General features: G+C 66.8%; 21 protein-coding genes. 15 read left to right on the top strand and 6 right to left on the bottom strand.

Annotation, left to right across the window (positions count from 1 at the left end; genetic code table 11):
• Positions 1-6: 6 nt before the first annotated feature.
• Entirely contained in the window at positions 7-2,367 is a 2,361-nt protein-coding gene (locus QRO91_RS01710) for a DNA translocase FtsK (RefSeq protein WP_100443517.1), read from the bottom strand.
• A 233-nt stretch (positions 2,368-2,600) separates the two neighbouring features.
• Here QRO91_RS01710 and trxB point away from each other — a divergent pair, with 233 nt between their 5' ends.
• Complete coding sequence (trxB, locus tag QRO91_RS01705) at positions 2,601-3,572, top strand: thioredoxin-disulfide reductase (RefSeq protein WP_197649998.1); 972 nt, start codon at positions 2,601-2,603, stop codon at positions 3,570-3,572.
• Positions 3,573-3,674: 102 nt separating this feature from the next.
• A complete protein-coding gene (locus tag QRO91_RS01700) occupies positions 3,675-4,799 on the top strand; it encodes a GNAT family N-acetyltransferase (protein WP_285310206.1) in 1,125 nt (374 codons plus the stop codon).
• Between the two features lie 121 nt (positions 4,800-4,920).
• Here QRO91_RS01700 and QRO91_RS01695 read toward each other — a convergent pair whose 3' ends face one another.
• On the bottom strand, positions 4,921-6,189 hold the full coding sequence (locus tag QRO91_RS01695; RefSeq protein WP_197649996.1) for a hypothetical protein: 1,269 nt from the start codon (positions 6,187-6,189) through the stop codon (positions 4,921-4,923).
• Positions 6,190-6,260: 71 nt separating this feature from the next.
• Here QRO91_RS01695 and aat point away from each other — a divergent pair, with 71 nt between their 5' ends.
• The 3 genes from aat to QRO91_RS01680 all read left to right on the top strand — a co-directional run bounded on the left by aat (position 6,261) and on the right by QRO91_RS01680 (position 7,891).
• On the top strand, positions 6,261-7,001 hold the full coding sequence (aat, locus tag QRO91_RS01690) for a leucyl/phenylalanyl-tRNA--protein transferase (RefSeq protein WP_197619313.1): 741 nt from the start codon (positions 6,261-6,263) through the stop codon (positions 6,999-7,001).
• 86 nt (positions 7,002-7,087) lie between these two features.
• Entirely contained in the window at positions 7,088-7,306 is a 219-nt protein-coding gene (infA, locus tag QRO91_RS01685) for a translation initiation factor IF-1 (RefSeq protein ID WP_005409596.1), read from the top strand.
• Between the two features lie 201 nt (positions 7,307-7,507).
• A complete protein-coding gene (locus QRO91_RS01680) occupies positions 7,508-7,891 on the top strand; it encodes a hypothetical protein (RefSeq protein WP_197619132.1) in 384 nt (127 codons plus the stop codon).
• Positions 7,892-7,966: 75 nt separating this feature from the next.
• On the opposite strand, the gene clpA is transcribed toward QRO91_RS01680, so the two are convergent.
• On the bottom strand, positions 7,967-10,252 hold the full coding sequence (gene clpA, locus QRO91_RS01675; RefSeq protein WP_285310205.1) for an ATP-dependent Clp protease ATP-binding subunit ClpA: 2,286 nt from the start codon (positions 10,250-10,252) through the stop codon (positions 7,967-7,969).
• Positions 10,253-10,390: 138 nt separating this feature from the next.
• On the opposite strand from clpA, the gene QRO91_RS01670 reads away from it, so the two are divergent.
• Positions 10,391-11,203: an APH(6) family putative aminoglycoside O-phosphotransferase gene (locus tag QRO91_RS01670; protein ID WP_197649995.1), complete on the top strand. Its 813-nt coding sequence runs from the start codon at positions 10,391-10,393 to the stop codon at positions 11,201-11,203.
• A 190-nt stretch (positions 11,204-11,393) separates the two neighbouring features.
• Here the strand turns inward: QRO91_RS01670 and clpS are convergent, their stop codons facing one another.
• On the bottom strand, positions 11,394-11,720 hold the full coding sequence (gene clpS / locus QRO91_RS01665; protein WP_049432234.1) for an ATP-dependent Clp protease adapter ClpS: 327 nt from the start codon (positions 11,718-11,720) through the stop codon (positions 11,394-11,396).
• A 112-nt stretch (positions 11,721-11,832) separates the two neighbouring features.
• On the opposite strand from clpS, the gene QRO91_RS01660 reads away from it, so the two are divergent.
• The 7 genes from QRO91_RS01660 (at position 11,833) to QRO91_RS01630 (ending at position 16,836) form a co-directional block, all read left to right on the top strand.
• Complete coding sequence (locus QRO91_RS01660) at positions 11,833-12,303, top strand: hypothetical protein (RefSeq protein ID WP_197649994.1); 471 nt, start codon at positions 11,833-11,835, stop codon at positions 12,301-12,303.
• A gap of 1 nt (position 12,304) precedes the next feature.
• Positions 12,305-12,766 carry an NUDIX hydrolase gene (locus QRO91_RS01655; protein ID WP_049427056.1) on the top strand — a complete coding sequence of 154 codons (462 nt, stop codon included), beginning with the start codon at positions 12,305-12,307 and terminating at the stop codon, positions 12,764-12,766.
• Positions 12,763-13,905 carry a tRNA 2-thiouridine(34) synthase MnmA gene (gene mnmA, locus QRO91_RS01650; RefSeq protein WP_197649993.1) on the top strand — a complete coding sequence of 381 codons (1,143 nt, stop codon included), beginning with the start codon at positions 12,763-12,765 and terminating at the stop codon, positions 13,903-13,905. Before QRO91_RS01655 ends, mnmA begins: the two co-directional genes overlap by 4 nt.
• A complete protein-coding gene (gene hflD, locus QRO91_RS01645; protein WP_285310204.1) occupies positions 13,902-14,516 on the top strand; it encodes a high frequency lysogenization protein HflD in 615 nt (204 codons plus the stop codon). Before mnmA ends, hflD begins: the two co-directional genes overlap by 4 nt.
• 163 nt (positions 14,517-14,679) lie before the next feature.
• On the top strand, positions 14,680-15,870 hold the full coding sequence (locus QRO91_RS01640) for a methyl-accepting chemotaxis protein (RefSeq protein WP_049427835.1): 1,191 nt from the start codon (positions 14,680-14,682) through the stop codon (positions 15,868-15,870).
• A 98-nt stretch (positions 15,871-15,968) separates the two neighbouring features.
• On the top strand, positions 15,969-16,184 hold the full coding sequence (locus tag QRO91_RS01635) for a hypothetical protein (protein WP_197649991.1): 216 nt from the start codon (positions 15,969-15,971) through the stop codon (positions 16,182-16,184).
• Between the two features lie 124 nt (positions 16,185-16,308).
• The gene (locus tag QRO91_RS01630) at positions 16,309-16,836 is read left to right on the top strand and encodes a hypothetical protein (RefSeq protein WP_197649990.1); all 528 of its coding nucleotides are present in this window, start codon (positions 16,309-16,311) and stop codon (positions 16,834-16,836) included.
• Positions 16,837-16,993: 157 nt separating this feature from the next.
• On the opposite strand, the gene QRO91_RS01625 is transcribed toward QRO91_RS01630, so the two are convergent.
• Positions 16,994-19,753, bottom strand: coding sequence for an EAL domain-containing protein (locus tag QRO91_RS01625; RefSeq protein ID WP_197649989.1), 2,760 nt, complete (start codon positions 19,751-19,753; stop codon positions 16,994-16,996).
• 131 nt (positions 19,754-19,884) lie between these two features.
• On the opposite strand from QRO91_RS01625, the gene QRO91_RS01620 reads away from it, so the two are divergent.
• Together QRO91_RS01620 and QRO91_RS01615 are read left to right on the top strand one after the other, a co-directional pair.
• Positions 19,885-21,987 carry a PAS domain-containing sensor histidine kinase gene (locus QRO91_RS01620; RefSeq protein ID WP_197649988.1) on the top strand — a complete coding sequence of 701 codons (2,103 nt, stop codon included), beginning with the start codon at positions 19,885-19,887 and terminating at the stop codon, positions 21,985-21,987.
• Positions 21,988-21,991: 4 nt separating this feature from the next.
• Positions 21,992-23,764, top strand: coding sequence for an EAL domain-containing protein (locus QRO91_RS01615; protein ID WP_049432160.1), 1,773 nt, complete (start codon positions 21,992-21,994; stop codon positions 23,762-23,764).
• Between the two features lie 44 nt (positions 23,765-23,808).
• Here QRO91_RS01615 and QRO91_RS01610 read toward each other — a convergent pair whose 3' ends face one another.
• Positions 23,809-25,029, bottom strand: coding sequence for an ATP-binding protein (locus QRO91_RS01610; RefSeq protein ID WP_049432157.1), 1,221 nt, complete (start codon positions 25,027-25,029; stop codon positions 23,809-23,811).
• Positions 25,030-25,115 lie beyond the last annotated feature (86 nt).

Genomic DNA, 25,115 nt, shown 5'->3' with positions numbered 1-25,115 from the left:
CGGTTCTTACTTCGGCGGCGGCGGTGCCAGCACCGTGCGGTCGCCGTTGTGCTCGGGCGGGCTGACCACCCCGGCCGCTTCCATGGCCTCGATCAGTCGCGCTGCACGGTTGTAGCCGATCTTCAGCCGGCGCTGCACGCCGGAAATCGAGGCACGGCGGGTCTCGGTCACCACCCGCAGTGCTTCGTCATACAACGGGTCGGACTCGTCGCCGGACGAACTGTTCTCCGGCAGCCCGGTGGCGCCGACGACCACGCCGTCGCCCATTGTCTGCACTTCGTCCAGCACGCCGTCGACATAGTCGGCCGGACCCATCGCCTTGAGGTGCTCGACCACGCGATGCACTTCATCGTCGGACACGAACGCACCATGCACGCGCTCGGGCAGCGCGGTGCCCGGCGGCAGGTACAGCATGTCGCCGTGGCCGAGCAGGGTTTCCGCGCCGGACTGGTCGAGGATGGTGCGCGAGTCGATCTTGGAGCTGACCTGGAAGGCGATGCGGGTCGGGATGTTGGCCTTGATCAGGCCGGTGATCACGTCCACCGACGGGCGCTGCGTGGCCAGGATCAGGTGGATGCCGGCCGCACGCGCCTTCTGTGCCAGTCGCGCGATCAGCTCTTCCACCTTCTTGCCGACGATCATCATCATGTCGGCGAATTCGTCGATGAAGATGACGATGAACGGCAGCGTTTCCAGCGGGCGCGGCGCCTCGCCCAGCTCGGGGTTCGGCTTGAACAGCGGGTCCATCAACGGCTGGCCGGCATCCTGGGCTTCCTTCACCTTCTTGTTGAAGCCGGCCAGGTTGCGCACGCCTACAGCGCTCATCAGCTTGTAGCGGCGCTCCATCTCGGCCACGCACCAGCGCAGGCCGTTGGCAGCCTCCTTCATGTCGGTGACCACCGGCGCCAGCAGGTGCGGAATGCCCTGGTAGACGCTCAGTTCGAGCATCTTCGGGTCGATCATCAGCATCCGCAGGTCTTTCGGCGAGGCCTTGAACAGCAGGCTCAGCACCATCGCGTTGACCGCCACCGACTTGCCCGAACCGGTGGTGCCGGCCACCAGCAGGTGCGGCATGCGCGCCAGGTCGGCCACGGTAGAGCGGCCAGCGATGTCCTTGCCCAGCGCCAGGGTCAGCACGCTGGCCGACTTGTCATACTCCTTCGACCGCAGCAGTTCGGAGAGGTAGATCATCTCGCGGGTGACGTTGGGGATTTCCAGGCCGATCACCGACTTGCCCGGAATCACGTCGACCACGCGCACCGACTTCACCGACAGGCCACGCGCGATGTCCTTGTCCAGCGAACTGATCTGGCTGACCTTGATGCCCGGCGCGGGCTCGATCTCGAAGCGGGTGATGACCGGACCGGGGTTGGCGCCGACCACCTGGGCGTCGATGCGGAAGTCCTTCAGCTTGAACTCGATCTGTCGCGACAGCGCGTCCAGGGTTTCCTTGTCGTAGCCCACCGGCTGCGGCTTGGGGTCGTCCAGCAGGGCCAGCGGCGGCAGGTCCGAACCATCGCCGTTGACGCCACGGAACATCGGAATCTGCGTATCGCGCTTGGCCCGGTCACTCTTCTCGATCACCGGCTCCGGGCGCGGCTCGATCTTCACCGGCTCACGCTTGGCGCGCACCTCGGCGTCGGCCTTGCGCACTTCCTGGCGCTCCTCGCGCATCACCCGCGTCTGCTGCCACTCGGTGACTTCTTCCTTCTTGCGCGCCAGCAGCGGCGCCAGCGACATCACCCCGCGGCCGATCTTCTCCATCACCGTGAACCAGGACAGCCCGGTGGCCAGGGTGATCGAGGCCAGCAGCAGCACCAGCACGAACAGGTTCGCACCCAGCGCGCCGAAGCCCACCGTGAGCGAATTGCCGACCAGCTTGCCGAGGATGCCGCCGGCACTGGAGACATCGCCACTGAACAGGCGCACATGCAGGAAGCCGGTGCCGGCAATCAGGAAACCGACCAGGCCGACCAGGCGCAGCGCCGGGTCCAGGTCGTTCTCGCCCTTGCTCTCGCGCTTGAGGCCGAACATGGCGATCCACGCCAGTGCGCCGAGCACCACCGGCAGCAGGAAGGCGATGTAGCCGAACAGCTGCAGCAGCACGTCGGCGATCCAGGCCCCGGCGCGGCCGCCGAGGTTGTGAACCGGTGCGACCACGCTGCCGGTGTGCGACCAGCCCGGGTCGGTTGCTGAATAGGTGAACAGACTGGCCGCCAGATACAGCAGCGCTGGCGCGATGGCGATAAGGCCAAGGTCGCGCCAGAGGCGTTGGCGGCGTGGATTGTCGGTCGTCACCGCCGCGGCCGTGCGACGTGACGCCTTGCTGTCGTCGGACTTGGAGCGTTCGGGGACCTGCTTCGCCACCTTAGACCATACCTTTGGAATGCGCTGTTAGTGATTGATAATAAATGAGACGGCGTCAGTTTTCAGTTATGCGACATCTGACAGGGTCTGCGGAGGGCCGGAACCACCGCGGGATGACGGCGTTCTGTTCATCGGCTTGAATCGCCCTGCCCCAGCCGCCACTCTATGACCAGCCACGGATGCTGCGCAAATATCGCCAGCGCCTTGTCCCATCTACCTTTTCGCGAGTCTACATGAGCACCAGCCTGCCCTCCCGCCACCAGCGCCTCGTCATCCTCGGTTCCGGCCCGGCCGGTTGGACCGCCGCCGTCTACGCCGCCCGCGCCAACCTGAAGCCGGTTGTCATCACCGGCCTGCAGCAGGGCGGCCAGCTGATGACCACCACCGAGGTGGACAACTGGCCAGGTGACGCCCACGGCCTGATGGGCCCGGACCTGATGGCGCGCATGCAGGCCCATGCCGAGCGCTTCGAGACCGAGGTCATCTTCGACCACATCCACACCGCCGACGTGTCCCAGCGCCCGTTCAAGCTGATCGGTGACAGCCACGAATACACCTGCGACGCGCTGATCATCGCCACCGGCGCCACCGCCAAGTACCTGGGCATCCCGACCGAGGACGAGTTCAAGGGCCGCGGCGTGTCCGCCTGCGCCACCTGTGACGGCTTCTTCTACCGCGACCAGGACGTGGTCGTGGTCGGCGGCGGCAACACCGCCGTGGAAGAGGCCCTGTACCTGTCCAACATCGCCCGCAAGGTCTACCTGGTCCACCGCCGCGACACCCTGAAGGCGGAAAAGATCATGCAGGACAAGCTGTTCAAGAAGGTGGCCGAAGGCAAGATCGAGACCGTCTGGCACCACCAGGTGGAGGAAGTGCTGGGTAACGACGCCGGCGTGACCGGGGTGCGCGTGAAGTCCACGCTGGACGGCAGCACCCGCGACATCGATGCCCACGGCTTCTTCGTGGCCATCGGCCACCACCCGAACACCACCCTGTTCGATGGCCAGCTGGCGATGAACAACGGCTACCTGGAAATCCGCTCCGGGCTGGGCGGCAACGCCGCCCAGACTTCGGTGGAAGGCGTGTTCGCCGCCGGCGACGTGGCCGACCAGCACTACCGCCAGGCGATTACCTCGGCCGGCTTCGGCTGCATGGCCGCACTGGACGCCGAGCGCTACCTGGATGCACAGGGCAAGGCCAGCTGAGAGGCTGACCCGCTCCTGTAGGGTCGAGCCACGCCCGACTCCGGATGATAGGCCGACGCCAGTGCGTCGGCCTTTCTGTTTCATCTGCCCTATCCTTCCCCCATGTCTTCCCCCCGCCTCCTCGACTCCCTGCAGTCCATTGCCGCGACCGACTGGGATGCCCTGCACGACGGCCGCAACCCCTTCGTCAGCCACGCCTTCCTCTCGGGCCTGGAACAGCATGGCTGCCTGCGCGAGGACTGGGGCTGGCAGCCCCGGCACTTCACACTGTGGGAAGGCGGGACGCTGGTCGGCGCCATTCCCGGCTACCTGAAAACCAATTCGCACGGCGAATTCGTGTTCGACCATGCCTGGGCCAACGCGTATGCCCGTCATGGCCGCGACTACTATCCGAAGTGGCTGGGCGCGGTGCCGTACTCGCCGGTCACCGGCCCGCGGTTGCTGGCCCGTCACCATTCAGGGCGCGCCACGGTGCTGTCGGCATTGCGCGAGGCGCTGCCAACGCTGGACGTGTCCTCGGCCCATATCAACTTCCACACCGCAGTGGACGAGGCGCTTTTCGGCGATGACTGGCTGCTGCGCGAAGACGTGCAGTTCCAGTGGCAGAACCCCGGTGACTGGACGACATTCGACCAGTTCCTCGGTGCGATGAACCACAAGCACCGCAAGAACATCCGCCAGGAACGCGCCAAGGTCACCCGCCAGGGCATCACCTTCCGCGTGGTGCATGGCGACGAGGCCAGCCGCGCCGACCTGCAGGCGATGTACCGCTTCTATCTGCAGACGTTCCTCGAGTACGGCAACGCCCCGGCGCTGACCGAGGCCTTCCTGCGCCATCTGGCCATTTCATTGGGCCGCGGGCTGGTGCTGTTCCTGGCCGAACAGGACGGCGAGCCGATTGCCGGCGCGCTGTGCCTGCGCGGTGGCGACACCCTGTACGGCCGCTATTGGGGCGGCGCCACCCTGCCCGGCCTGCACTTCGAAGCCTGCTACTACCAGGGCATCGAATACTGCCTGCGCGAAGGGTTGATCCGTTTCGAGCCGGGCGCGCAGGGCGAGCACAAGCTGGCGCGGGGCTTCCTGCCGACGCTGGTACGCAGCCGGCACTGGGTGGCTGATGCGGACTTTGCAGAAGCACTTCAGGACTGGTGCCGGCAGGAGCGTCGCGATGTGCGTCGCTACCAGCAGGAGTTGCAGGGGCATGGGCCGTTCCGCGTAGAGCCGTAGAGTCGAGCTTGCTCGACTTGGGCACAGCCAAAAGCGTGCCAACCAAGGGTGGCACCCACCAGAGCAATAGCGAGAGCCGCACGCATTCGTAGAGTCGCGAGCGATGGCGAGGACGCTGTACTCAGGTGCACTGCCAGAAGTGCCCGCTCACCCGGCACTTCGCACACCAGAACGTGTAGAGCATGCCGCCACTGCCCCATAGCAGCGCGCCTCCACCGGTGGTCGGCAGCGTCGAGTCCAGCTGCATCACGAAGTGCATTTCCTCGCCGCAATCGATGCACGCCGGATACCAGGCACTCTGCACCCAGCTCGGTGCGCCGCCCACGCGCGACAGGTTCTGCCGATGATTGGACTGTCCCCAGTCCTGCTGCCGCCAGCGCGCGCTGTCCATGACGGCCAGGTCCACTTCGGCACGCATCAGGTCCCCGCTGTCGGTGGGCGTGGCCGGTACTGCACGGTACTGGCTCGGGTGGCAGGCGGGCAGACCAGTGGCATCATGGCGATAGAAGCGCACAGGCGGCTCCTCCCAGCCACAGCAATCCAGGCACAGGCCCAGCGTGATCTCACCCGCCGCGCCCGGCTGCAGCGCGGCAGCGTCGGTTCGCAGCAGGCCCTGCAGCGGTGCATGGCAGCTGCCACATTGCGCCTCCAGCGGCCCTCCCATACAACCGGCATGACGCACCTGCCCACCATTCCAGGTCGGGTGCAGGCGCCAGATGCGCTTGCGCCAGCTCGGCTCGTCCGCCTGCTGCGCACGATGCTGCTCACGACCGAAGCGGATGTGCAGCGGCCGCTCCCCATGCAGGCGCCGCGGCTGCGGTCCGTCGGCGACGCCGGCCCAGTGCGCCCAGACCTCGGCATCCAGCCGCCCCCAGTCGACCACGTAGCCGCGGGCAACGGCGTAGGTCTCTGGCTGGGCGGCCAGCAGCAACGCCCTAGCCCTCGCCATTTCGCGATCATCGTCGGCTTCGGCCAGGACCTGCGCCCAGTGTGCGGCAATGGCAGGGGGCAAGCCCTGCCACACCTGTGAGGCCAGCTGCAGCTCATCTTCAATGGCCACCGCCAGCAACGCCTCCCAGTCATCCTGCAGCACCTGCGGCGCCTGGTAGCTGGCGAACTCCAGCACGCTGGCCAGCAGTTCACCGCGCTCGCCGTCACGATAGCGGCGCCAGGCGTCTGCACAGACCGGCTCGACAGCTTCATCGGGCAGCAGGTCCAACGCCATGTCGAGAAAGGCTGAAGCCGGTGAGCGACGCGCCAGCGCAACCCGGATCAGTTCGCCGAGCTGATCCGGCGCCTCGCCGGCCAGCGACAGCAGCATGTTCTGGCTGTCGTTGCGGGTGCGCGGGGTGTCGTGCACATCGAGGATGGCACTGATCGACTCACTCATGCGGGGCTCCTTGCCGATGGAGACTGATGGTGCCAGACATCGCCGATCACCACGACGAATACAATGCCGGCATGACCCGCCAGCTGCCCTGGCGCCTGGCCGATACGCCGGACGCCCCCTTTCCTCCGGCCGAGACCGCGCTGCGCCAGCCTGATGGCCTGCTCGCCATCGGTGGTGACCTGCACCCTGTGCGCCTGCTCAATGCCTACGCTGGCGGCATCTTCCCATGGTTCAGCGAGGGCGAGCCGATCCTGTGGTGGTCACCGGACCCGCGCGTGGTGTTCCGCACCGAGGGCGTGCATCTGTCCAGCCGGTTCCGCCGCCAGCTGCGTAGCAGTACGTGGGAGGTCACCGCCGACACCGCTTTCAGCCGCGTGATGCGTGCCTGCGCGGCGGCACCACGGCCCGGCCAGGATGGCACCTGGATCAGCCCGGCGATGGTCGAGGCCTACAGCCAGCTGCACGACCTGGGCTTCGCCCATTCGTTCGAAGTCTGGGACCGGGAGACCCTGGTCGGTGGCATCTACGGGGTGGCAATCGGGTCGATGTTCTTTGGCGAGAGCATGTTCAGTGGCGCCAGCGGCGGCTCCAAGATCGCCCTGGCCGCCCTGGCCTCCACTCTGCATGGTTGGGGCTGGGAACTGATCGATGCCCAGGTGGAGAATCCGCACCTGCTGCGGATGGGTGCCGAGCACCTCCCGCGCGCGGAATTCCTGCAGCACGTGCGCCGGGCCGTGCGCGGTGACGGCCGGGAGGGCCCATGGACACGGGCGGTCGGACGCTTGCCAGCACGGCGTTTGGCCGGGGGTTAACACAAACTTTGCAAGCTGGCGCCGTCACGCGTAAAATACTGCGCCTTAGGCCCAGCGTGGCCGTTTTCTGAACCGCACAGGACTACATGTCGAAAGACGATTCCATCGAGTTCGAGGGCACCGTCAGCGAGACGCTGCCGAACACCACTTTCCGCGTTCGCCTGGAAAATGGGCACGAAATCATCGCCCATATCTCCGGCCGCATGCGCAAGAACTACATCCGCATCCTCACCGGTGACCGGGTCAAGGTTGAAATGACCCCGTACGACCTGACCAAGGGCCGTATCACCTACCGCATGAAGTAAGCGGTCGGCGCCTGGCGCCATTTCGACAAGGCCAGCCCTGGTTGCTGGCCTTTTGTCATGTCCGGAATCCGGCCCTGCCGGAGGTCACCGTGACCGAGCTCACCGTGGCGTCGGTCAGCCCTGCTTGCGGCAGATTCGCGCTTGCAGCCGCCGCGGCATCGTGGGATCCGATCCAGTCCGGATCGCTACCCCCGCCCGATCATGAACGCCCTGCTCCCGCACGTCCTACTGCCGGCAGTTCTGCTGGCCAGCCTGCCCCTGGCGGCATTCGCCGCTGAACCCACAAAGCCCTCCAATGCATCCGAGTGCATCGCTCTCGGCGCCAATCGCGATATCCGCCCTTCCAGCACGGAACGCGAGGTGCTGCTGCGCGACGGTGACAGCCACTATCGGGTGCATCTGCAGAAGCGCTGCCTGGGCGCTGCCGCCTCGGCCAGCTACGTCTTCTTCACCCCCAGCACCCCTGAACGGATCTGCGGTGACGCCCGCAGTACGCTGAAGACAGACAGCAACCACTGCACTGTGACCCGGATCGAGCCGATCGACGCGGCAACCTTCAGGCGGCTGGCACAGCAGGGGCGTTAAGTTTTGGTACATGCAACAAGGGCGGCCGAAGCCGCCCTTGTCGCTGCCCACATCGGGCACCGGCCCGACGTGGATTTACTCCACCGTCACCGGCAACAGGCGCTCCGGCTCGGCCTGGGTTTCGACCACCAGCTCGTCGTCGCGCACGTCGATGCTGACCTTGCCACCGTTCACCAGCTTGCCGAACAGCAGTTCGTCTGCCAGCGGGCGCTTGACCTTGTCCTGGATGACGCGGGCCATGGGCCGGGCACCCATCAGCGGGTCGAATCCGTGGTGGGCCAGCCAATCGCGCGCAGTCGGGGTGGCCGACAGGCTGACGTGCTTCTCCTGCAGGCGCATCTCCAGCTCGATCAGGAACTTGTCCACCACGCGCAGGATGTGCTCGAAGCCCAGCGCCTGGAACTGCACCACCGCGTCGAGGCGGTTGCGGAATTCCGGGGTGAAGCTGCGGCGGATCGTTTCCATCGCGTCGGTGGCATGGTCCTGCTTGGTGAAGCCGATCGAGCGCCGCGAGGCCTGCGCCGCGCCGGCATTGGTGGTCATCACCAGCACCACGTTCTTGAAGTTGGCCTCACGACCGTTGGTATCGGTCAGCACGCCGCGGTCCATCACCTGCAACAGGATGTTGAAGATGTCCGGATGCGCCTTCTCGATCTCATCCAGCAGCAGCACGCAGTGCGGCGTCTTTACGATCTTCTCGGTCAGCAGGCCGCCCTGGTCGAAGCCGACGTAGCCCGGAGGCGCGCCGATCAGCCGGCTGATCGAATGCGGCTCCATGTACTCGGACATGTCGAAGCGGACCAGCTCGATGCCCAGCTGCAGCGCCAGCTGCTTGGTCACTTCGGTCTTGCCGACACCGGTCGGGCCGGCGAACAGGAAGTTGCCGATCGGCTTTTCCGGGTTGCCCAGGCCTGAACGGGCCAGCTTGATCGCCGAAGACAGCGTCTCAATGGCCGGATCCTGGCCGAAGATCACCATCTTCAGGTTGCGCTCCAGGTGCTGCAGCACATCCTTGTCGGTGGCGCTGACCTGCTTGGCCGGGATGCGCGCCATCTTGGCCACGATCGCCTCGACCTCCTCGACGTCGATCAGCTCCTTGCGCTGCCCCTCGGGCAGCAGGCGCTGGCGGGCACCGGCCTCGTCGATCACGTCGATGGCCTTGTCCGGCAGCAGGCGGTCGCCGATGTGCTTCACGGACAGGTCCACTGCGGCCTGCAGGGCCTCGTCGGAGTAGGTCACACCGTGATGCAGCTCGTACTTGGACTTCAGGCCCTGCAGGATCTCGTAGGTCTCGCCCACCGTCGGCTCGACGATGTCGATCTTCTGGAAGCGGCGGGCCAGTGCCCGGTCCTTCTCGAAGATGCCGCGGTATTCCTGGAAGGTGGTCGAGCCGATGCAGCGCAGCTCGCCCGACGCCAGCGCCGGCTTGATCAGGTTGGACGCATCCATGGTGCCGCCCGACGCCGAACCGGCACCGATGATGGTGTGGATCTCGTCGATGAACAGCACCGCGTTGGGCACCTTCTTCAGTGCCGTCAGCACGCTCTTCAGGCGCTTCTCGAAGTCACCACGGTACTTGGTACCGGCTACCAGTGCACCCAGGTCGAGCGAGTAGATCACCGCGTCGGCCAGCACGTCGGGCACCGAGCCTTCGATGATGCGACGGGCCAGGCCTTCGGCGATGGCCGTCTTGCCCACGCCGGCCTCACCCACGTACAGCGGGTTGTTCTTGCGACGGCGGCACAGGACCTGGATGGTGCGCTCGATCTCGTCGGCACGGCCGACCAGCGGGTCGATGCGACCTGCCCGGGCCTGGTCGTTGAGGTTGCTGGCGAACTCGGTCAGGGCATCCCCCTTGGGCTCGCCCTCCCCGCCTTCCATGCGGCTCTCGCCCTCCGAGGACGAAGACGGCTGCTCGCCCTCCTCGCCCAGCTTGGCGATGCCATGGGAAAGGTAATTGACCACATCCAGCCGGGTCACATCCTGCTGGTTGAGGTAATAGACGGCATGGGAGTCCTTTTCGCCGAAGATGGCGACCAGCACGTTAGCGCCGGTGACCTCCTTCTTGCCCGAGGATTGCACGTGGTACACGGCCCGCTGCAGCACGCGCTGGAAGCCCAGCGTCGGCTGGGTATCGCGGCCGTCATCCTCGGCCAGGCGGGACACGGAGGCCTCGATGGCCTGGCCCAGCTCCTGGCGCAGGCGTTCGGCGTCGGCACCACAGGCCTTCAGTACGGCCTGGGCGGACGGGTTGTCGAGCAGTGCCAACAGCAGGTGTTCGACCGTCATGAACTCATGCCGGGCCTCACGGGCGCGCTTGTAGCACTGGCCGATGGTGTGTTCGAGGTCTTTGCTGAACATGGATTACTCCGGCGGCAGATGGGGACAATATGCGGCCTGACTACGCGTTTTCCATCACCCTAGCGGATTGCTGCGTTCAGATGGCGTTAGCAGTACACATCGCTTGATCTTCATTCACTCCAGGACAGCCCGCCCAGCATGAGCGAACCCTACCTGAGCCTCTGGCGATTGCGGCGTGATGGCGAGGCCATCGAAACGCCGCGCGCCCACCTCTGGCCGGTGCTGACCGCCGCCGGCGAACCGGCGATGCTGAAGGTCAGCGACGAACCCGAGGAACAGAACGCCCATCGGCTGCTGCGCTGGTGGGCTGGCGACGGCGCTGCCCAACTGCTGGCCCACGAGGGGCCGGCAATCCTGATCGAGCGTGCCGGTGGCGACTCGCTGCGGCAACGTTCGATCCAGGGCGACGACGACGCCTGCACGACGATCCTGTGCGAGGTCCTGCAGCGGCTGCACCGGCCACGGAGCGCAACGCCAGCGGAACTGGTCTGCCTGCGTGCATGGTTCGCCGACCTGCTGCAGCCAAGGGCTGCGCTGCCGCCACTGCTGGAACAGTGCAGATCACTGGCGGAGGGGCTGCTGCAGGACGAACGGGAGATCAGGCCACTGCATGGCGACCTGCACCACGACAACGTGCTGGATTTCGGCGCGCGCGGCTGGCTGGCGATCGACCCGAAGCGACTGCTGGGCGACCGGGCCTTCGACTACACCACGCTGTTCAGCAACCCGGACCTGTGCGGTCCCGGCATCCATGTCGCGACGCGATCGGAGCGCTTTGCCGCCCGGCTGCAACAGGTCAGTGCGCTGGCTGGGCTGGAACGCACGCGCCTGCTGCGCTGGATCGCAGCCAGCACGGGATTGTCGGCGGTCTGGTTCCGGGATGACGGCGACCCCGCCGACATCGATGAGACGGTGGCGCAAATGGCGTTGGAGGCACTGGCGGAAGCGTGACCCAGCTGTAGAGCCGAGCCTGCGGTCGGCTGCCGTTGGCAGAGATCTGGATGCCTGGGTGAACAGCAGCCGAGCGCGGGCTCGGCTCTACAGGCTCCTGCCCTGGTAGGTGCCCACCTTGGTGGGCACGATGCGTCAGGCGTCGGCACGCCTTGACGATCGGTCTACCCGGACGAGAACCGGCAGCCGGTCAGGCCTTTTCCATCGTGCAGAGCAGCGGGTGCTGGTTCATCCGCGAGTACTCGTTGACCTGGGCAACCTTGGTCTCGGCCACCTCGCGGGTGAACACACCGCACACGCCGCGGCCGCGGGTATGGACGTGCAGCATCACCTGCGTGGCCTTGTCCAGGTCCATGCTGAAGAACTGCTGCAGGACGTCCACCACGAAATCCATCGGGGTGTAGTCGTCGTTGAGCAGCATCACCTGGTAGAACGGCGGCGGCGCCACTTCCGGGTGCGCGGCCTCTACGGCGACGCCGTGCTCGTGCTGGGAATCGGGGGAAGACTCATGGGGCATCGGGTCATTATAGAGGCTCGGGCGAGCCTGCGTCGGCCCGCCGCAGATTGGACGGCACGCACGCCCGCCGTCACAATTGCACCCTCTCTCAGTAATGTTTCACAGGATCTTCATGAAAAGGACGCTTCTCTCCACCCTGCTGATCGCCCTGGCTGCATCCGGCTCCGCCACTGCCGCAGACGCCGACAAGGCCGTGGCCCGCCACCTGGACAAGCTGGGCTACACCTATGAAGTCGACGAGGACGGCGACTACCGCATGGTCTTCGACGTCGAGGGTGACCGCACCCAGATGGTCTACGTACGCTCGGCGGTGGAAGATTTCGGCACCCACAACATCCGCGAGATCTGGTCGCCGGCTTACAGCGCCAAGACCAAGCAGTTCCCGGTGGCCGTGGCCAACCGCCTGCTGGAAGATTCGCAGGACGCCAAGATGGGCGGCTGGGTAAAGCAGGACACCACCGCCATGTTCGTGGTGAAGATCGACGCCGATGCCACGGCCGACCAGCTCAGCGACGCCATCGATGCGGCCATCCGCACCGCCGACGCCATGGAGCTGGAACTGACCAAGAAGGACGAGTTCTGAGTTGAACGCCACGCCGGACCCGCGCTGGGCACCGCATGCCACCGTCGCCACCGTGGTGGTCGACGGCGGCCGCGTGCTGCTGGTTGAAGAGACCATTGACGGCCGGCAGGTGCTCAACCAGCCGGCCGGCCACCTCGAGCCCGGCGAAAGCCTGGCCGAGGCAGCCCTGCGCGAGACCCGCGAGGAAACCGGCTGGACGGTGCAGCTGACCCATTTCATCGGCTGCTACCAGTGGACTGCCGGCGACGGCACGACCTTCCTGCGCTTCTGCTATGCGGCGCGCCCGGTCTCGCACGACCCGGCGCAGCCGCTGGACACCGGCATCGACCGCGCGCTGTGGCTGACCCCGGCAGAACTGCAGGCCGCAGGCGAGCGCCAGCGCAGCCCGCTGGTATGGCAGGTAGTAGCGGATTACCTGGGTGGCCAGCGCCATCCGCTCTCCCTGGTCCGGGAGGTCGCATGAGCACTCCGCGCGTGATGGTGGGCGTTTCCGGTGGCGTCGATTCCTCGGTCGCCGCCTGGCGCCTGGTTCAGCAGGGCGAGGCCGTGGCTGGCCTGTTCATGCAGAACTGGGCTGACGATGGCAGCGGTGACTGCCGCGCCGAGGATGACCGTCGCGATGCGGTGGCCGTCTGCGGCCTGCTCGGCATCCCGTTCCACTTCCGGGACTTCTCCAGCGAGTACTGGCAGGGCGTGTTCGAGCACTTCCTGGCCGAGTACGCGGCCGGCCGTACGCCGAACCCGGACGTGCTGTGCAACCGCGAGGTGAAGTTCAAGCATTTCCTGGATGCCGCCCGCGAGCTGGGCGCCGAGCGCATCGCCACCGGCCACTATGCACGGGTGACCCAGCGCGGCCACCAGTGGCTGCTGCTGCGTGGTGCCGACCGTTCCAAGGACCAGAGCTACTTCCTGCACCAGCTGGGCCAGGAGCAGCTGGCGGCCACCCTGTTCCCGATCGGCGACCTGGAAAAGAGCGACCTGCGCCGGATCGCGCGCGACGTTGGCCTGCCGACCCACGCCAAGAAGGATTCCACCGGCATCTGCTTCATCGGTGAGCGCGATTTCCGCGAGTTCCTTGGACGCTATTTGCCGGCCAAGCCGGGCCAGATCCTCGACCCGGCCGACGGCAGCGTGATTGCCGAGCATCCGGGCGTGTTCTATTTCACGCTAGGCCAGCGCGAGGGACTCAACATCGGCGGCGTGCGTGGCCGCCCGGCTGCACCGTGGTATGTGGTCGGCAAGGATGTGGCCAGCAATGTGCTGTACGTGGACCAGGACCGCGACAGCCCGTGGATGCTGTCCGGGCGCCTGCGTTCGGAACGCGCGCACTGGATTGCCGGCTCGCCGCCGGCGCGGCGCTTCGAATGCACCGCCCAGACCCGCTACCGCCAGCCCGACGAGCCGTGTACGGTCGAGGTGCTGGACGATGGCAGCGTGCTGGTCACCTTCGCGCGCCCGCAACGCGCCGTTACCCCCGGTCAATCGCTGGTGCTGTATGACGGTGATGTGTGCCTGGGTGGCGCGGTGATCGCCGCCACCGATGCGCCGCTGGAACAGCGCCTGCGCACCACCCCTTCCCCTTTTGAGGTAATCGCTGCATGAGTTTCACTGTCGACGACCGCGTCCTGGCCCTGGCCGGCATTGCCCAGGCCCTGCAGCAGGTACGCCGCATCGCCGATACCGGCCATTCCGACGCCGCCGCCGTGCGCACCGCCGTGGACAGCGTGTTCCGTGTCGATGCGTCCTCGCCGCAGGAGGTGTTCGGTGACCGTCATGCACTGAAGGCCGGGTTGCGCCTGCTGCACAACTACTTCCGCAGCCAGGGCCAGGACCCGATCCTGCCCAAGCTGGCCCTGTCGGTGCTGCAGCTGGAGCGCCGCTTCGTGCAGGACGGCGCCACCGTGAACAAGGTCGCCTCGGGCATCGAGCGCGCCCAGCGCCTGGACCCCCAACTCGGCGTCTGCGGGCACCGGGTCGTGCTGACCACCGTGGCGGGCCTGTATGCCGACACCTTCAGGCACCTGAAGCCGCCGGTGATTGTCCAGGCCACCGCGCATTTCCTGGGCCGGGCCGGGGTGGTCGCCGAGATCCCCGCCCTGCTGCTGGGGGCGGTGCGCTCGGCGGTGCTGTGGCGCCAGCTGGGCGGCAGCTACTGGGACTTCCTGTTCAGCCGCAGGGCGATGATCGAGGCCGTGGACCGCCTGCTGGCCTGAGGGTGTGGGGTCGGATCCCTTTCCGGCACGGAAAGGGCTCTGACCCTGAAGCCGCCAGAGCGCCGGAAAACCGGCGCATTCAGAATGCACTTCGAGGCACATCGACGTTAAAGAGAAAGGGGGTACGGCCGATACATCCTCCGTGCACCTCCCGAGAACGTCCATGTACTCACGCATTTTCATCCGTCTGGCCGCCCCCCTGGCTCTGACCCTGCTGCTCCCCATCGCCATCGGTTTCGAATGGCCGGCCGCCCTGCGCTGGGCGATCCTGACCACGATGACGCTGAGCTGGCTCGGCTTTGCGTGGTGGACCACCCGCGCCCAGGCGCACCGTTCCCCGGAACATGCCCGTGTCCTGCGTGAGCAGGACCAGCTGCTGACCGAACTGCGCAACTTCGTCGGCAACGAGATCGACGGTTCGCGCGGCGAAGTGGAACGCGCCCGTGACCTGATCCGCCAGGCCGTCTCCAGCCTCGGTGGCAGCTTCGATGCGATGAACCGCAAGTCGCGCCAGCAGAGCCAGGCCCTGTCGCGCATCGTCGACCGCGCTGGTGATGAAGGCAATGCCGGCCTCGACGTTGCCCGTTTCGCCCAGCACGCCAGCCACCGCATGGAACAGCTGGTGGAAGCGCTGGAACAGGTCAGCGGCCAGAGCAGCACCACCGTGCAGCACATCGACCAGATGGCGCAGCACCTGGATGGCATCTTCGCGCTGCTGGAAGACGTCAAGTCGATCGCCGACCAGACCAACCTGCTGGCGCTGAATGCTGCCATTGAAGCGGCGCGTGCCGGTGAAGCCGGTCGTGGCTTCGCGGTGGTCGCCGACGAAGTGCGCAACCTGTCCGAGCGCTCGACCACCTTCAACGAGCAGATCCGCAAGCTGGCGCACAGCTCCAAGGACGCCATCGCCAAGGTGCGCGAGACGGTCTCGCACATGGCGTCGCGTGACATGGATCGCTCCCGCGAAGCGCGCCTGGAAGCCGCGGCGATGCTCGACAACGTCGCGCAGATCAATGCTTCGCTGGGCGACGGGATGCGCGAAGTCTCCGAGTGCGCCCGTTCGATCGATGGCAGCGTGGCCGAAGCCGTGCGCGCCCTGCAGTTCGAAGACATCGCCACCCAGGCCCTGGGCGGCGTGCACACCCACCTGGACCGCCTGACCGCAATCAACCGTGAAGCGGTGGCCCTGCAGGAGCTGCTGCACCGCAATGGCGGCGTGTTCGACGAAGAGATCGCCACCGCCCTGCAGCGCACCGGCAGCCGCCTGCGCGAACTGCGCAGCGAGTGGGAACGCCCGCCGCACAAGCCGGTTGCCCAGCAGAGCATGGGCGCCGGCACCGTCGAGCTGTTCTGATCCTGATGTCCGCTGCCGTTGCCGGCAGCCCGCAAGGCCCCGGTCATCCCGGGGCCTTTGCCTGTACCCTGCCGTTGGATGCATCCTGTACGCGCACCATGACCCTGATCCGCACCCTGCCCTCCCTCACCGTCACCGAGCGCCCGCGCAACGCGAGCGTGCGTGAGCAGCTGCAGCAGCTGGAAGAGGTCGCCCGCGAAGAGATCCGCGAACTGCAGCAGCTGGCCGATGCACGTCCGGCGCCGTCCCGCGCGGACGAGGAGCTGCTGGGGCTGGCGTGGGACCTGGGGCTGGATGGCGAAGCCCTGAGGTAGATCCACGCCATGCGTGGATGGCGTCCGGGAACACGCGCTGCCACATCATCCACGCATGGCGTGGATCTACCAGATGGGTTGAATCGCTGTGGCATGATGCGCCGATCCCGCTCATGGAAGACCGATGGCCATCGCTTTGATCGCATTGATGCTGCTGGAACTGCTGCTTCTGTTGTTCTGGGCACCGCTCTTCTTCCGCACCGGCATCGTCCTGTTCAACCAGCGCATCGCCGCCTCTCCGGCTGAACTGACCCAACTGTCACTGATCGGGCTGGAGTACGACCTTCCTACCGACAAGTGGCTGAGCTTTGTGTTCCGTGTACTGCCCGACCGCAGCGTGGCGTTCCGTGAGAGCTTCGCACCGGGCTATGGCGGCCGCTATTTTCCGTTGATGCACGGCCAGCTGTTGGTCGACAAGCGACGCCGCGAGGTGCGTGTGATCGGGCGATGCAGCTGGTTCGCGCTGGCCCTGACCGTGCTGGTGCTGCCCATCATTCTGGTGCGCCCGGTGGCATGGCCGATGCTGGGCATGCTGCTGGTGTTCTATATGGGGTATCGCATCCAGCTGCGGCGCTATGCCGAGGTTGTCGAGGCAGTGCGGGCGCGGGTGCGGTCGGAGTTCCCGCAGCGATTCGTTGACCCAAGGCGGTAGATCCACGCCATGCGTGGATGATCGCGAGCGCAGGCATTCGTGCCGACCAAGGTCGGCACCCACCAAAGCGGGTTGCGGTAGATCCACGCTATGCGTGGATGGTCGCGCGCGCAGGCATTCGTGCCGACCAACGGTCGGCACCTACCAGAGCGCGCTTTCAGCGCACCAGCACCACTTCCCCACTAGCATCGGTGCGCAGCGAAACCGGCTGTGGCTGGCGCAGCCACTGCGCCAGATCGCGAGGGCTGAGCGGGCGTGAGTAGAGGTAGCCCTGGATCTCGTCGCAGCCCTGGCGGCGCAGCATGTCTTCCTCCTGGTGCGTTTCCACGCCCTCGGCCACCACCTTCATGCCCAGCGCGTGGCCCAGGTGCACGATGGCCTGGGTCACTTCGGCCGTGCCCGAATCGTGCAGCATGCCCTGCACGAAACTGCGGTCGATCTTGAGGCGCCCCACCGGGAAGCGGTTGAGGTAGTTGAGGTTGGAGAAGCCGGTCCCGAAGTCATCCACCGCCAGCGGCACGCCGTGACGTTCCAGCACGTCGAAGCAATGCCGCAGGATGTCGGTGTCACGGATCAACGCCGACTCGGTCAGTTCCAGCTCCAGCCGCTGCGGCGGCCAGCCATGGGCGTGGCAGATCTCGATCACGCGCTCGGCAAAGCCGCGGTCACGCAGCTGCACCGCCGAGACATTCACGGCGATGCGGTCGAAGCGCAGGCCGGCGCGGTCCCAGGCGGTGGCCTGGCGGCAGGCCTCGTTCAGTACCCAGTCGCCGATCCGTACGATCTCGCCGCACTTCTCGGCGATGGGGATGAACTCGGCCGGGCTGCAGTAGCCGATCCCGGGCCGGTGCCAGCGCAGCAGCGCCTCGATCGCCGGCGGCTCGCCGTGATGGGCGTGCAGCAGCGGCTGATAGGCCAGGCTGAACTCTTCGCGCTCGATGGCGCCGTGCAGGGCGTGCTCGAGCTCCAGCTTGCGCTGGATGCGGGCCAGCGCGTCCTGGCTGTAGTACTGGTAGGTATTGCGGCCGGCTTCCTTGGCCGCGTACATCGCCGCATCGGCGGCACGCAGCAGGGAGTCGAAGTCGGTCTGCGCGTCACCCAGCATCGCGATGCCGACACTGGCGCCCACTTTCAAGGTGGTTTCGCCCCGGCGCAGCGGTTCGGCCAACGAAGCGATCAGTTTGCGTGCCACATGGCCGGCGTCTTCCGGCTCGGCCAGATCGCGCAGCACCACGATGAATTCATCGCCACTGAAGCGCCCGAACAGATCGTTGTTGCGCAGGTTCTGGTGCAGCCGGGTGGCGGCCGCCTTCAGCAGGGCGTCGCCGGTGGCGTGGCCGAAACTGTCGTTGATGGTCTTGAAGCCATCCAGATCGATGAACAGCATCGCCAGCGATGTCCCGCGGTCGCGCGCTTCCTCGATGGCTTCGGCGGTCTGTTCGCCGAGCAGCACGCGATTGGGCAGGCCAGTGAGCAGATCGTAATGCGCCAGCAGCTCGATACGCTCGTTGGCCTCGCGTTCGCGGGTGATGTCACGGAACAGCACCACGAAGCGCGGCGGCAGCCCATCACGACGGTCCAGTTCGATCAGCACCTGCACCCAGACGCGCAGGCCGGACTGGCGGTAGAAGCACAGGTCCAGCTGCTCGGGCAGCCCGCCATCGGCGATGCGCCCCAACGCCGCTTCGAAGGCGTTGCGTGAGTCCTCGGTGTAAAGCGCCAGCGCCTGGTCGAGGGTGATCGGCTCCTTGCGCAGGCCGTGGATGCGGTAGCACTCTTCGGTCCACTGCATGTGCCGGGTCTGCACCTCGATCTCGCAGCCGCCGATGCGGCCCAGCGCGGAGACGCGGTTGAGCAGCTCGGTACGCCAGCGGATCAGCGCGTCGGTCTGGTGCTGCTCGGTGATGTTCTGCACCTGTCCGAGCAGGCGTTTGGGCTGTCCGTCCATGTCCAGCAGCGGCTGCATCCACAGCCGCAGGTGCTGCGACGGTTCATGGCCGCGGGTCAGTTCCAGCTCGAGATTGGCGGCGCGGCCATCGCGCCACAACCGTCGCCAGGCTGCACGCAGTGCACCACGTGAACGCGGGTGCAGCTGCTTCAGCCAGCGGCGCTGGCCGGGCACGGCGCCCTGCTCCAGCGCCAGCAGCGAACGCAGCTCCGGCGACCACCAGAAGTGACCGCTGTTGGGATCGAACGACCAGCTGCCCATGCTGGCGATGCGCTGGGCCTCGCTCAGGTGCAGCTGCTGTTCCTGAAGCAGCCCTTCCAGCTGCTTCTGCTGTTCGATATCGGTATGGGTGCCGACCATGCGCAACGGCTGGCCATCGGCGGTGCGTGCGACCACGCGGCCCCGGTCCAGCACCCAGCGCCACTGGCCATCGGCCTGGCGGAAACGGAACTGTGCGCTGTACTGCTCGCTCAGCCCTCGCAGATGCTCGTCCAGTGCGCCCCGTACCTGGGCGATGTCCTCGCTGTGCACGCGCGCCAGTATCTCGGTGGCGGTTTCATCGCCCAGTGCGGGAGTCCGCACCACACGGTCGCTGGGAATGTCCCAGTCCCACAGGCTGTGGCCGGCACTGTCCAGCGCCAGCTCCCAGCGCCCACCGCCGCCGAGCGGCACCGGTTCGGGAATGCTCAGCGTGAAGGCCAGCAGATTGCCGGCGCCATCATGCACGGCGCGCAGGTGGCCGTCGTAGTGCCCGTGCGGGCCACCCGGCAGCGTGCAGGCCACGATGCCGCCATCAGCCGCCATCAGGCGCAGATCCTCCAGCATCGGCGCATAGGCGGCCACGGTGGCCGGCAGGCCATGCTCGCGCGCAGCCGGATTGGCCGCCAGCGGGCGGCCCGTGCGGTCGACGATGACCAGCGCCGACGCAAGCGGGTGCTGCAGCAGGCTGGCGATGATCCCTTGGTCCACGCGATCTTGCTCCGGATGACACGCCCGTCAGCGGGGCACGCAGTGGTTAACGGCGCCTGCGGCGGATAATTGAGTGGTCAGGGCACACCCGCGCGGTAAGATGGCCGGCGCCCCTTTCATCCAGCCCGTCCATGCCTGCAGAACCGACCGGCATCGCCCCTGTTCCCGACCCGCGGATGGCGCAGGCGCTGAGCCGCGACCGGCGGCGGGTGGTGCTGAGCTACCTGGTGATGGCATTGGCCTGGATGATCGCCTCCGACAGTGCCGTGCAGGCGCTGGTGCCGGATCCGCAGCAGGCGGCGATGTGGCAGAGCGTGAAGGGCTCGTTCTTCGCACTGGCCAGTGCCGGCCTGCTGTACCTGCTGCTGCGGCCGCTGGCCGAGCACGTGCTGCACACCCATGCGCGCCAGCAGGCATCGGAGCTGCGCCTGCGGCAGATGTTCGAGGGCAACCCCGGCCCGATCCTGGTCTACGACCTGGACACGCTGGCGATCCTCGACGCGAATCCGGCGGCCTGCAGCGCATTCGGCTGGGAGCGCGATGAACTGCTTGAGCAGACCATCGACTCGCTGTGGCCGCCCGGCCAGGACCAGGCGTTGCAGACCAAGCTGGAGGCGATCCGCGAGGCACCCGAGGAGCTCTGCATCCTGCGGACACAGCTGCAGCTGCGCGACGGCTCGCTGCGGCAGATGGAACTGCGCTCCAACGCCATCAGCTATGACGGCCACAATGCCCGGTTGCTGATCGCCATCGACCGCACCGCGGAAGACCTGGCCCAGCTGCGCCGCGACCAGGCGCTGGCGCGGGTCGAGGAAGCGCACGAGCTGGCGCGCATCGGCGCCTGGGAACTGGATCCATCCACCGGCATGGGCCGCTATTCCAACCAGGTCTACCGCCTGCTTGGCCGCCGGCCGCCGGAAGCCCGCCGCTGGCACCGCTTCGACGAGCTGCTGGTGCCCGCCGACCCCACCACCTCCACGCAGACTGAGCAGCTGCTGGCCGACCTCTGCTCGGGTGATCCGGTGCAGGTGGACGTACTGCTGCCCCTGCTGTCGATGGACGGCCGCGCCCTGATGGTGCACCTGCGTGCCGCCAGTGGTGTCGATGAGTCCGGCCGCAGCCGCGTACTGGGTACCCTGCAGGACGTGACCGAGCGGGAGCAATCGCGACGCCTGCTGCGCGAGCGCGAAGAACAGTTCCGCGAGCTGGTGCGGGTGCTGCCCGATGGCGTGGTGATCCTCTCCGACGAGCACGTGCTGTACACCAATGCCTGGGCGGCCAGCCTGTTCGGCTATGGCAGCCACACCCTGCTCGGTGAGCCGTTGTCGGCGCTGGTCGCTGCCGATGACCTGGCCCGCGTCCGCAGCCAGCTGCGCGCCGGGCAGCCACATCTGGGCCCCGGCCACAGCAGTGTGGTGGCCATGCAGCGCGCAGACGGACGCAGCTTCCATGCCGGCCTGGCGGTGGGCGAGGTGCGCTACGGCGGCCGCGACTGCAAGCTGCTGATCGTGCGTGACCTGAGCGATTCCGAACGGACGCGCAGTGCACTGGAAACCAGCAACCGCGAATTGCAGGCGATGGCTGGCCGGCTGTTCTCGCTGCAGGAGGACGAGCGCCGCGCGATCTCGCGCGACCTGCATGACGACATCGGCCAGGCGATCACTGCGATCAAGCTGTCCGCCCATGCGGCGCAGGACGAGCACGATCCACAGCGCCGCAGCGAGGACCTGGCACAGATCGTCAGCCTGGCCGATACCACGGTGGCAAAGCTGCGCGACATCTCCACCCTGCTGCGCCCGCCGCAGCTGGACGCGCTGGGCCTGGAAGCGGCCCTCAGCTGGCAGGCACGGGTGCTGTTCCGTTCTTCGCCGGTGGAGCTGCTGGCCGAAATCGAGCCCCTGCCGCACCGCCCTGACAACAGCATCGAACAGGCCTGCTTCCGCATCGCGCAGGAGAGCCTGACCAATGTGCTGCGGCACGCGCGCGCCAGCCAGGTACAACTGCAGCTGCGCGACGTCGGCAAACGCGGCCTGCACCTGCAGATCCGCGACGACGGCGAGGGTTTCGACCCGGACGGTCCGCGCGGCCTGGGCCTGATCGTGATGCGCGAGCGCGCGCAGAGTGTCGGCGGCCATGTGCGGATCGAGTCCGCACATGGCGAGGGCACCCTGATCGACGTCCACCTCCCCTACCAGGCGGCCAGCATGGCTGCCGTCGATTCACCGGAATACTGAGCCTATGTGGAATCCCAACCAGCCCCCGGTCAGCATCGACGATGCACCCGACCGCCTCGGTGCCGGCAACCCCGAGCTGCAGGCGATGGTCGCCGAGGCGGCCTCCGGTGGCACCGCGCTGATGCTGATGCACGTGGACATCGACCACTTCGCTTCGGTCAACGAAAACATGAGCGCCGAGGTGGGCGACCAGGCGCTGGTGCTGGTGGCGCAGCGGCTGCAGTCCTACCTGCGCGGGCGAGGCAAGCTGTGGCGCCACGGCAGTGACGAGTTCCTGATCGCGGTGCCGCGCGCCGCCGACGTGCCGCTGCCGGAGGACTTCGCCGAGGAAATCCGCCAGCAGATGGAGCTGCCGCTGTCGGTGCTGCCGTACACGCTGTTCATGACCGGAAAGCTGGGCGTGAGCCTGTGCCCGGAGCATGCCAGCAGCACGTCGCGCCTGCTCGATCACGCCGAAGATGCGCTGTACCAGGCGGCCCGCGAGGGAGGCAACGCAGTGCGCATCCATGCGGTGGACACCCCGCCCAGTGCGCACAGCGAGAGCATCATCGCGCGCCAGATCGTGGATGCCATTCCCAATGGCGAGCTGAAGCTGCGCTACCAGCCGCTGGTCAGTGCCCGCGATGGCCACGTGGTGGGCATGGAAGCGCTGCTGCGATGGCAGTCCCCTACCCTGGGCATGCTGGTGCCGGAGCGCTTCATGCGCACCGCCGAGCGCCTGGGCATCATCGTGCAGATCGGCACCTGGGTGCTGGAAGGCGCACTGAAGCAGGCCCGCCTGTGGCGCGACCAGGGCTTCGACGACTTCACCATCGCCGTGAACGTGTCGACCCTGCAGCTGCTGCGGCCCAATTTCTTCGCCGAAGTGATGGGCCTGATCCAGGCGGCAGGCGTGCCGGCGCAGATGCTGACGCTGGAGATCAACGAGAGCGCGCTGACCAACAACGTCAACTTCGTGCACGAGACGCTGGCCAACCTGCGCAACGAAGGCATCAGCCTCAGCCTGGACAACTTCGGCACCGGCGATTCCAGCCTGAGCGCGCTGGTACGCTATCCGGTGGACAAGCTGAAAATCGACCGCAGCTTCATCAAGAGCGCGCCCGCCGGCAACCGCGAGGCCGCCATCGCCCGCGCGATCATTGCCATGGGCCACCAGCTGGGCATGACCGTGATTGCCAACGGCGTGGAATCGCAGGCCCAGCTGGGCTTCCTGAGGCGCAACGACTGTGACGTGTTCCAGGGTTACTTGTTCGGCGAGCCGATGTCAGCCGATGCCGCCGGCATGACCCTGCGCCGCCGCTACCTGCGTCCGGAGGCGTTCGCCGAAACCCGCCCGGACCGTACTTTGCTGCTGCTGGACGACGAGGAGAACGTGCTGCGCTCGCTGGTGCGCCTGTTCCGCCGTGATGGCTACCGCATCCTGGCGGCCGGCAACGTGCGCGATGCGTTCGACCTGCTGGCGATCAACGATGTGCAGGTGATCCTGTCCGACCAGCGCATGAGCGACATGAGCGGCACCGAGTTCCTGGGCCGGGTGAAGATGCTCTACCCCGATACGATCCGCCTGGTGCTGTCCGGCTACACCGATCTGAACACGGTGACCGACGCGATCAACCGTGGTGCGATCTACCGCTTCCTGACCAAGCCCTGGAACGACGATGAGCTGCGCAAGCACATCCACCAGGCCTTCCGCACCTACGAGGAACAGCGCCGCAGCAATGCGGGGCCGGCGCCGGTGGAAAGCGGAGATGGTGGCGAGGACCGCCCGTTGCGGTAACCGGCCATGTAGAGTCGAGCCATGCTCGACTCTACAGAATCGCCTTAGCGCGGCTGCTTCACCGGCAGTACCACGCGGAAGCGCGAACCGACGCCTGGAGTACTGTCCAGATCGATGCGGCCATGGTGCTTGTTGATGATGCTGTAGGAGATCGACAGGCCCAGGCCGGTGCCGCTGCCAACGGGCTTGGTGGTGAAGAACGGATCGAAGATGCGCTGGCGCAGTTCCGGCGAGATGCCGCCGCCGGTGTCTTCGAACTCGACCCACACCTGGTCACCATCGACACCGGTACGCACAGTGATCGTGCCGCGCTCGGCAATGGCGTGGCCGGCATTGAGCAGCAGGTTCATGTAGACCTGGTTCAACTCCGACGGCAGGCACTCCACCAGCGGCAGCTGGCCGAACTCGCGGTGCAGGGTGACCTTGTACTTGAGCTCGTTCCAGATGATGTTGATGGTCGATTCCAGGCCTGCGTGCAGGTCGACCAGCTTCCACGATTCGTCGCGGCCGGAATATGAGAAGTCCTTCAGGTCACGCACGATGCGGGTGACCCGCTCGATGCCCTCGCGCGATTCGGCCATCAGCTGCGGCAGGTCGCGGCTGATGAAATCGATGTCCAGGCGGTCACGTATATCGTCGATTTCCGGAATCAACGCCTTCGGGTCCGGCGCGCGCAGGGCGCGCTCGTACGCCTCAATCACGGTGAAAAGGCTGCGCAGGTATTCCTGCAGGCTGCCCAGGTTGGAGTGCACGTAGCCGATCGGGTTGTTGATCTCGTGCGCGACACCCGCCGCAAGCTGGCCGATCGAGGCCATCTTTTCCGACTGCAGCAGCTTCTCCTGGGTACCGTTGAGGCGCAGGTAGGCCTGGCGCAGCTCGGCGTGGCGCTGCTGCAGCTCGCGCTCATAGTCTTCCTGTCCTTCGATATGGCGGAACAACGCCAGGAAGTGCCCCTGGCCCACCGGACCGTGGTGGTACAGGTGGGCAATGACCACGCCCTCGCCCAGCGGCAGGCTGCCGTTCCAGTGGCCATGCTGCCGCGCCTGTTCCAGCGCATCGGGGGGCAGCAGTTCGCGCAGGCGCTGCGGTGGCGGCAATGCGCCATCCTCGCCACTGGCCAGCAGGTTCTGCGCGGCCGGATTGGCCAGCGCCACCTGCCCGTCTTCAGTGAACAGCAGCAGCCCTTCGCGCAGGCGCTCAAGCAGGGCCTGCAGCACCGGCTGAGGCGGAAGGGGGGCGGTAACCAGGGCGTTGGCAGCGGACACGGCGACTCGGGGCATTCGAACAGGCGCCCAATATACGCGGTCACGCAGCGGGCTTCAGCCCGCGGGGGTGGGTAGTGCGACCGCCG

This window comes from Stenotrophomonas maltophilia group sp. Smal32 (assembly GCF_030237085.1).
GTDB classification, from domain to species: Bacteria; Pseudomonadota; Gammaproteobacteria; order Xanthomonadales; family Xanthomonadaceae; genus Stenotrophomonas; species Stenotrophomonas maltophilia_Q.
This window is presented reverse-complemented; position numbering and strand designations above follow the sequence as displayed.

Excerpts from the sequence above, each read along its gene's own strand:
- trxB (WP_197649998.1), top strand. The coding sequence starts at position 2,601 with ATGAGCACCAGCCTGCCCTCCCGCCACCAGCGCCTCGTCATCCTCGGT.
- QRO91_RS01700 (WP_285310206.1), top strand. The coding sequence starts at position 3,675 with ATGTCTTCCCCCCGCCTCCTCGACTCCCTGCAGTCCATTGCCGCGACC.
- QRO91_RS01695 (WP_197649996.1), bottom strand. The coding sequence starts at position 6,189 with ATGAGTGAGTCGATCAGTGCCATCCTCGATGTGCACGACACCCCGCGC.
- aat (WP_197619313.1), top strand. The coding sequence starts at position 6,261 with ATGACCCGCCAGCTGCCCTGGCGCCTGGCCGATACGCCGGACGCCCCC.
- infA (WP_005409596.1), top strand. The coding sequence starts at position 7,088 with ATGTCGAAAGACGATTCCATCGAGTTCGAGGGCACCGTCAGCGAGACG.
- QRO91_RS01680 (WP_197619132.1), top strand. The coding sequence starts at position 7,508 with ATGAACGCCCTGCTCCCGCACGTCCTACTGCCGGCAGTTCTGCTGGCC.
- clpA (WP_285310205.1), bottom strand. The coding sequence starts at position 10,252 with ATGTTCAGCAAAGACCTCGAACACACCATCGGCCAGTGCTACAAGCGC.
- QRO91_RS01670 (WP_197649995.1), top strand. The coding sequence starts at position 10,391 with ATGAGCGAACCCTACCTGAGCCTCTGGCGATTGCGGCGTGATGGCGAG.
- clpS (WP_049432234.1), bottom strand. The coding sequence starts at position 11,720 with ATGCCCCATGAGTCTTCCCCCGATTCCCAGCACGAGCACGGCGTCGCC.
- QRO91_RS01660 (WP_197649994.1), top strand. The coding sequence starts at position 11,833 with ATGAAAAGGACGCTTCTCTCCACCCTGCTGATCGCCCTGGCTGCATCC.
- mnmA (WP_197649993.1), top strand. The coding sequence starts at position 12,763 with ATGAGCACTCCGCGCGTGATGGTGGGCGTTTCCGGTGGCGTCGATTCC.
- hflD (WP_285310204.1), top strand. The coding sequence starts at position 13,902 with ATGAGTTTCACTGTCGACGACCGCGTCCTGGCCCTGGCCGGCATTGCC.
- QRO91_RS01640 (WP_049427835.1), top strand. The coding sequence starts at position 14,680 with ATGTACTCACGCATTTTCATCCGTCTGGCCGCCCCCCTGGCTCTGACC.
- QRO91_RS01635 (WP_197649991.1), top strand. The coding sequence starts at position 15,969 with ATGACCCTGATCCGCACCCTGCCCTCCCTCACCGTCACCGAGCGCCCG.
- QRO91_RS01630 (WP_197649990.1), top strand. The coding sequence starts at position 16,309 with ATGGCCATCGCTTTGATCGCATTGATGCTGCTGGAACTGCTGCTTCTG.
- QRO91_RS01620 (WP_197649988.1), top strand. The coding sequence starts at position 19,885 with ATGCCTGCAGAACCGACCGGCATCGCCCCTGTTCCCGACCCGCGGATG.
- QRO91_RS01615 (WP_049432160.1), top strand. The coding sequence starts at position 21,992 with ATGTGGAATCCCAACCAGCCCCCGGTCAGCATCGACGATGCACCCGAC.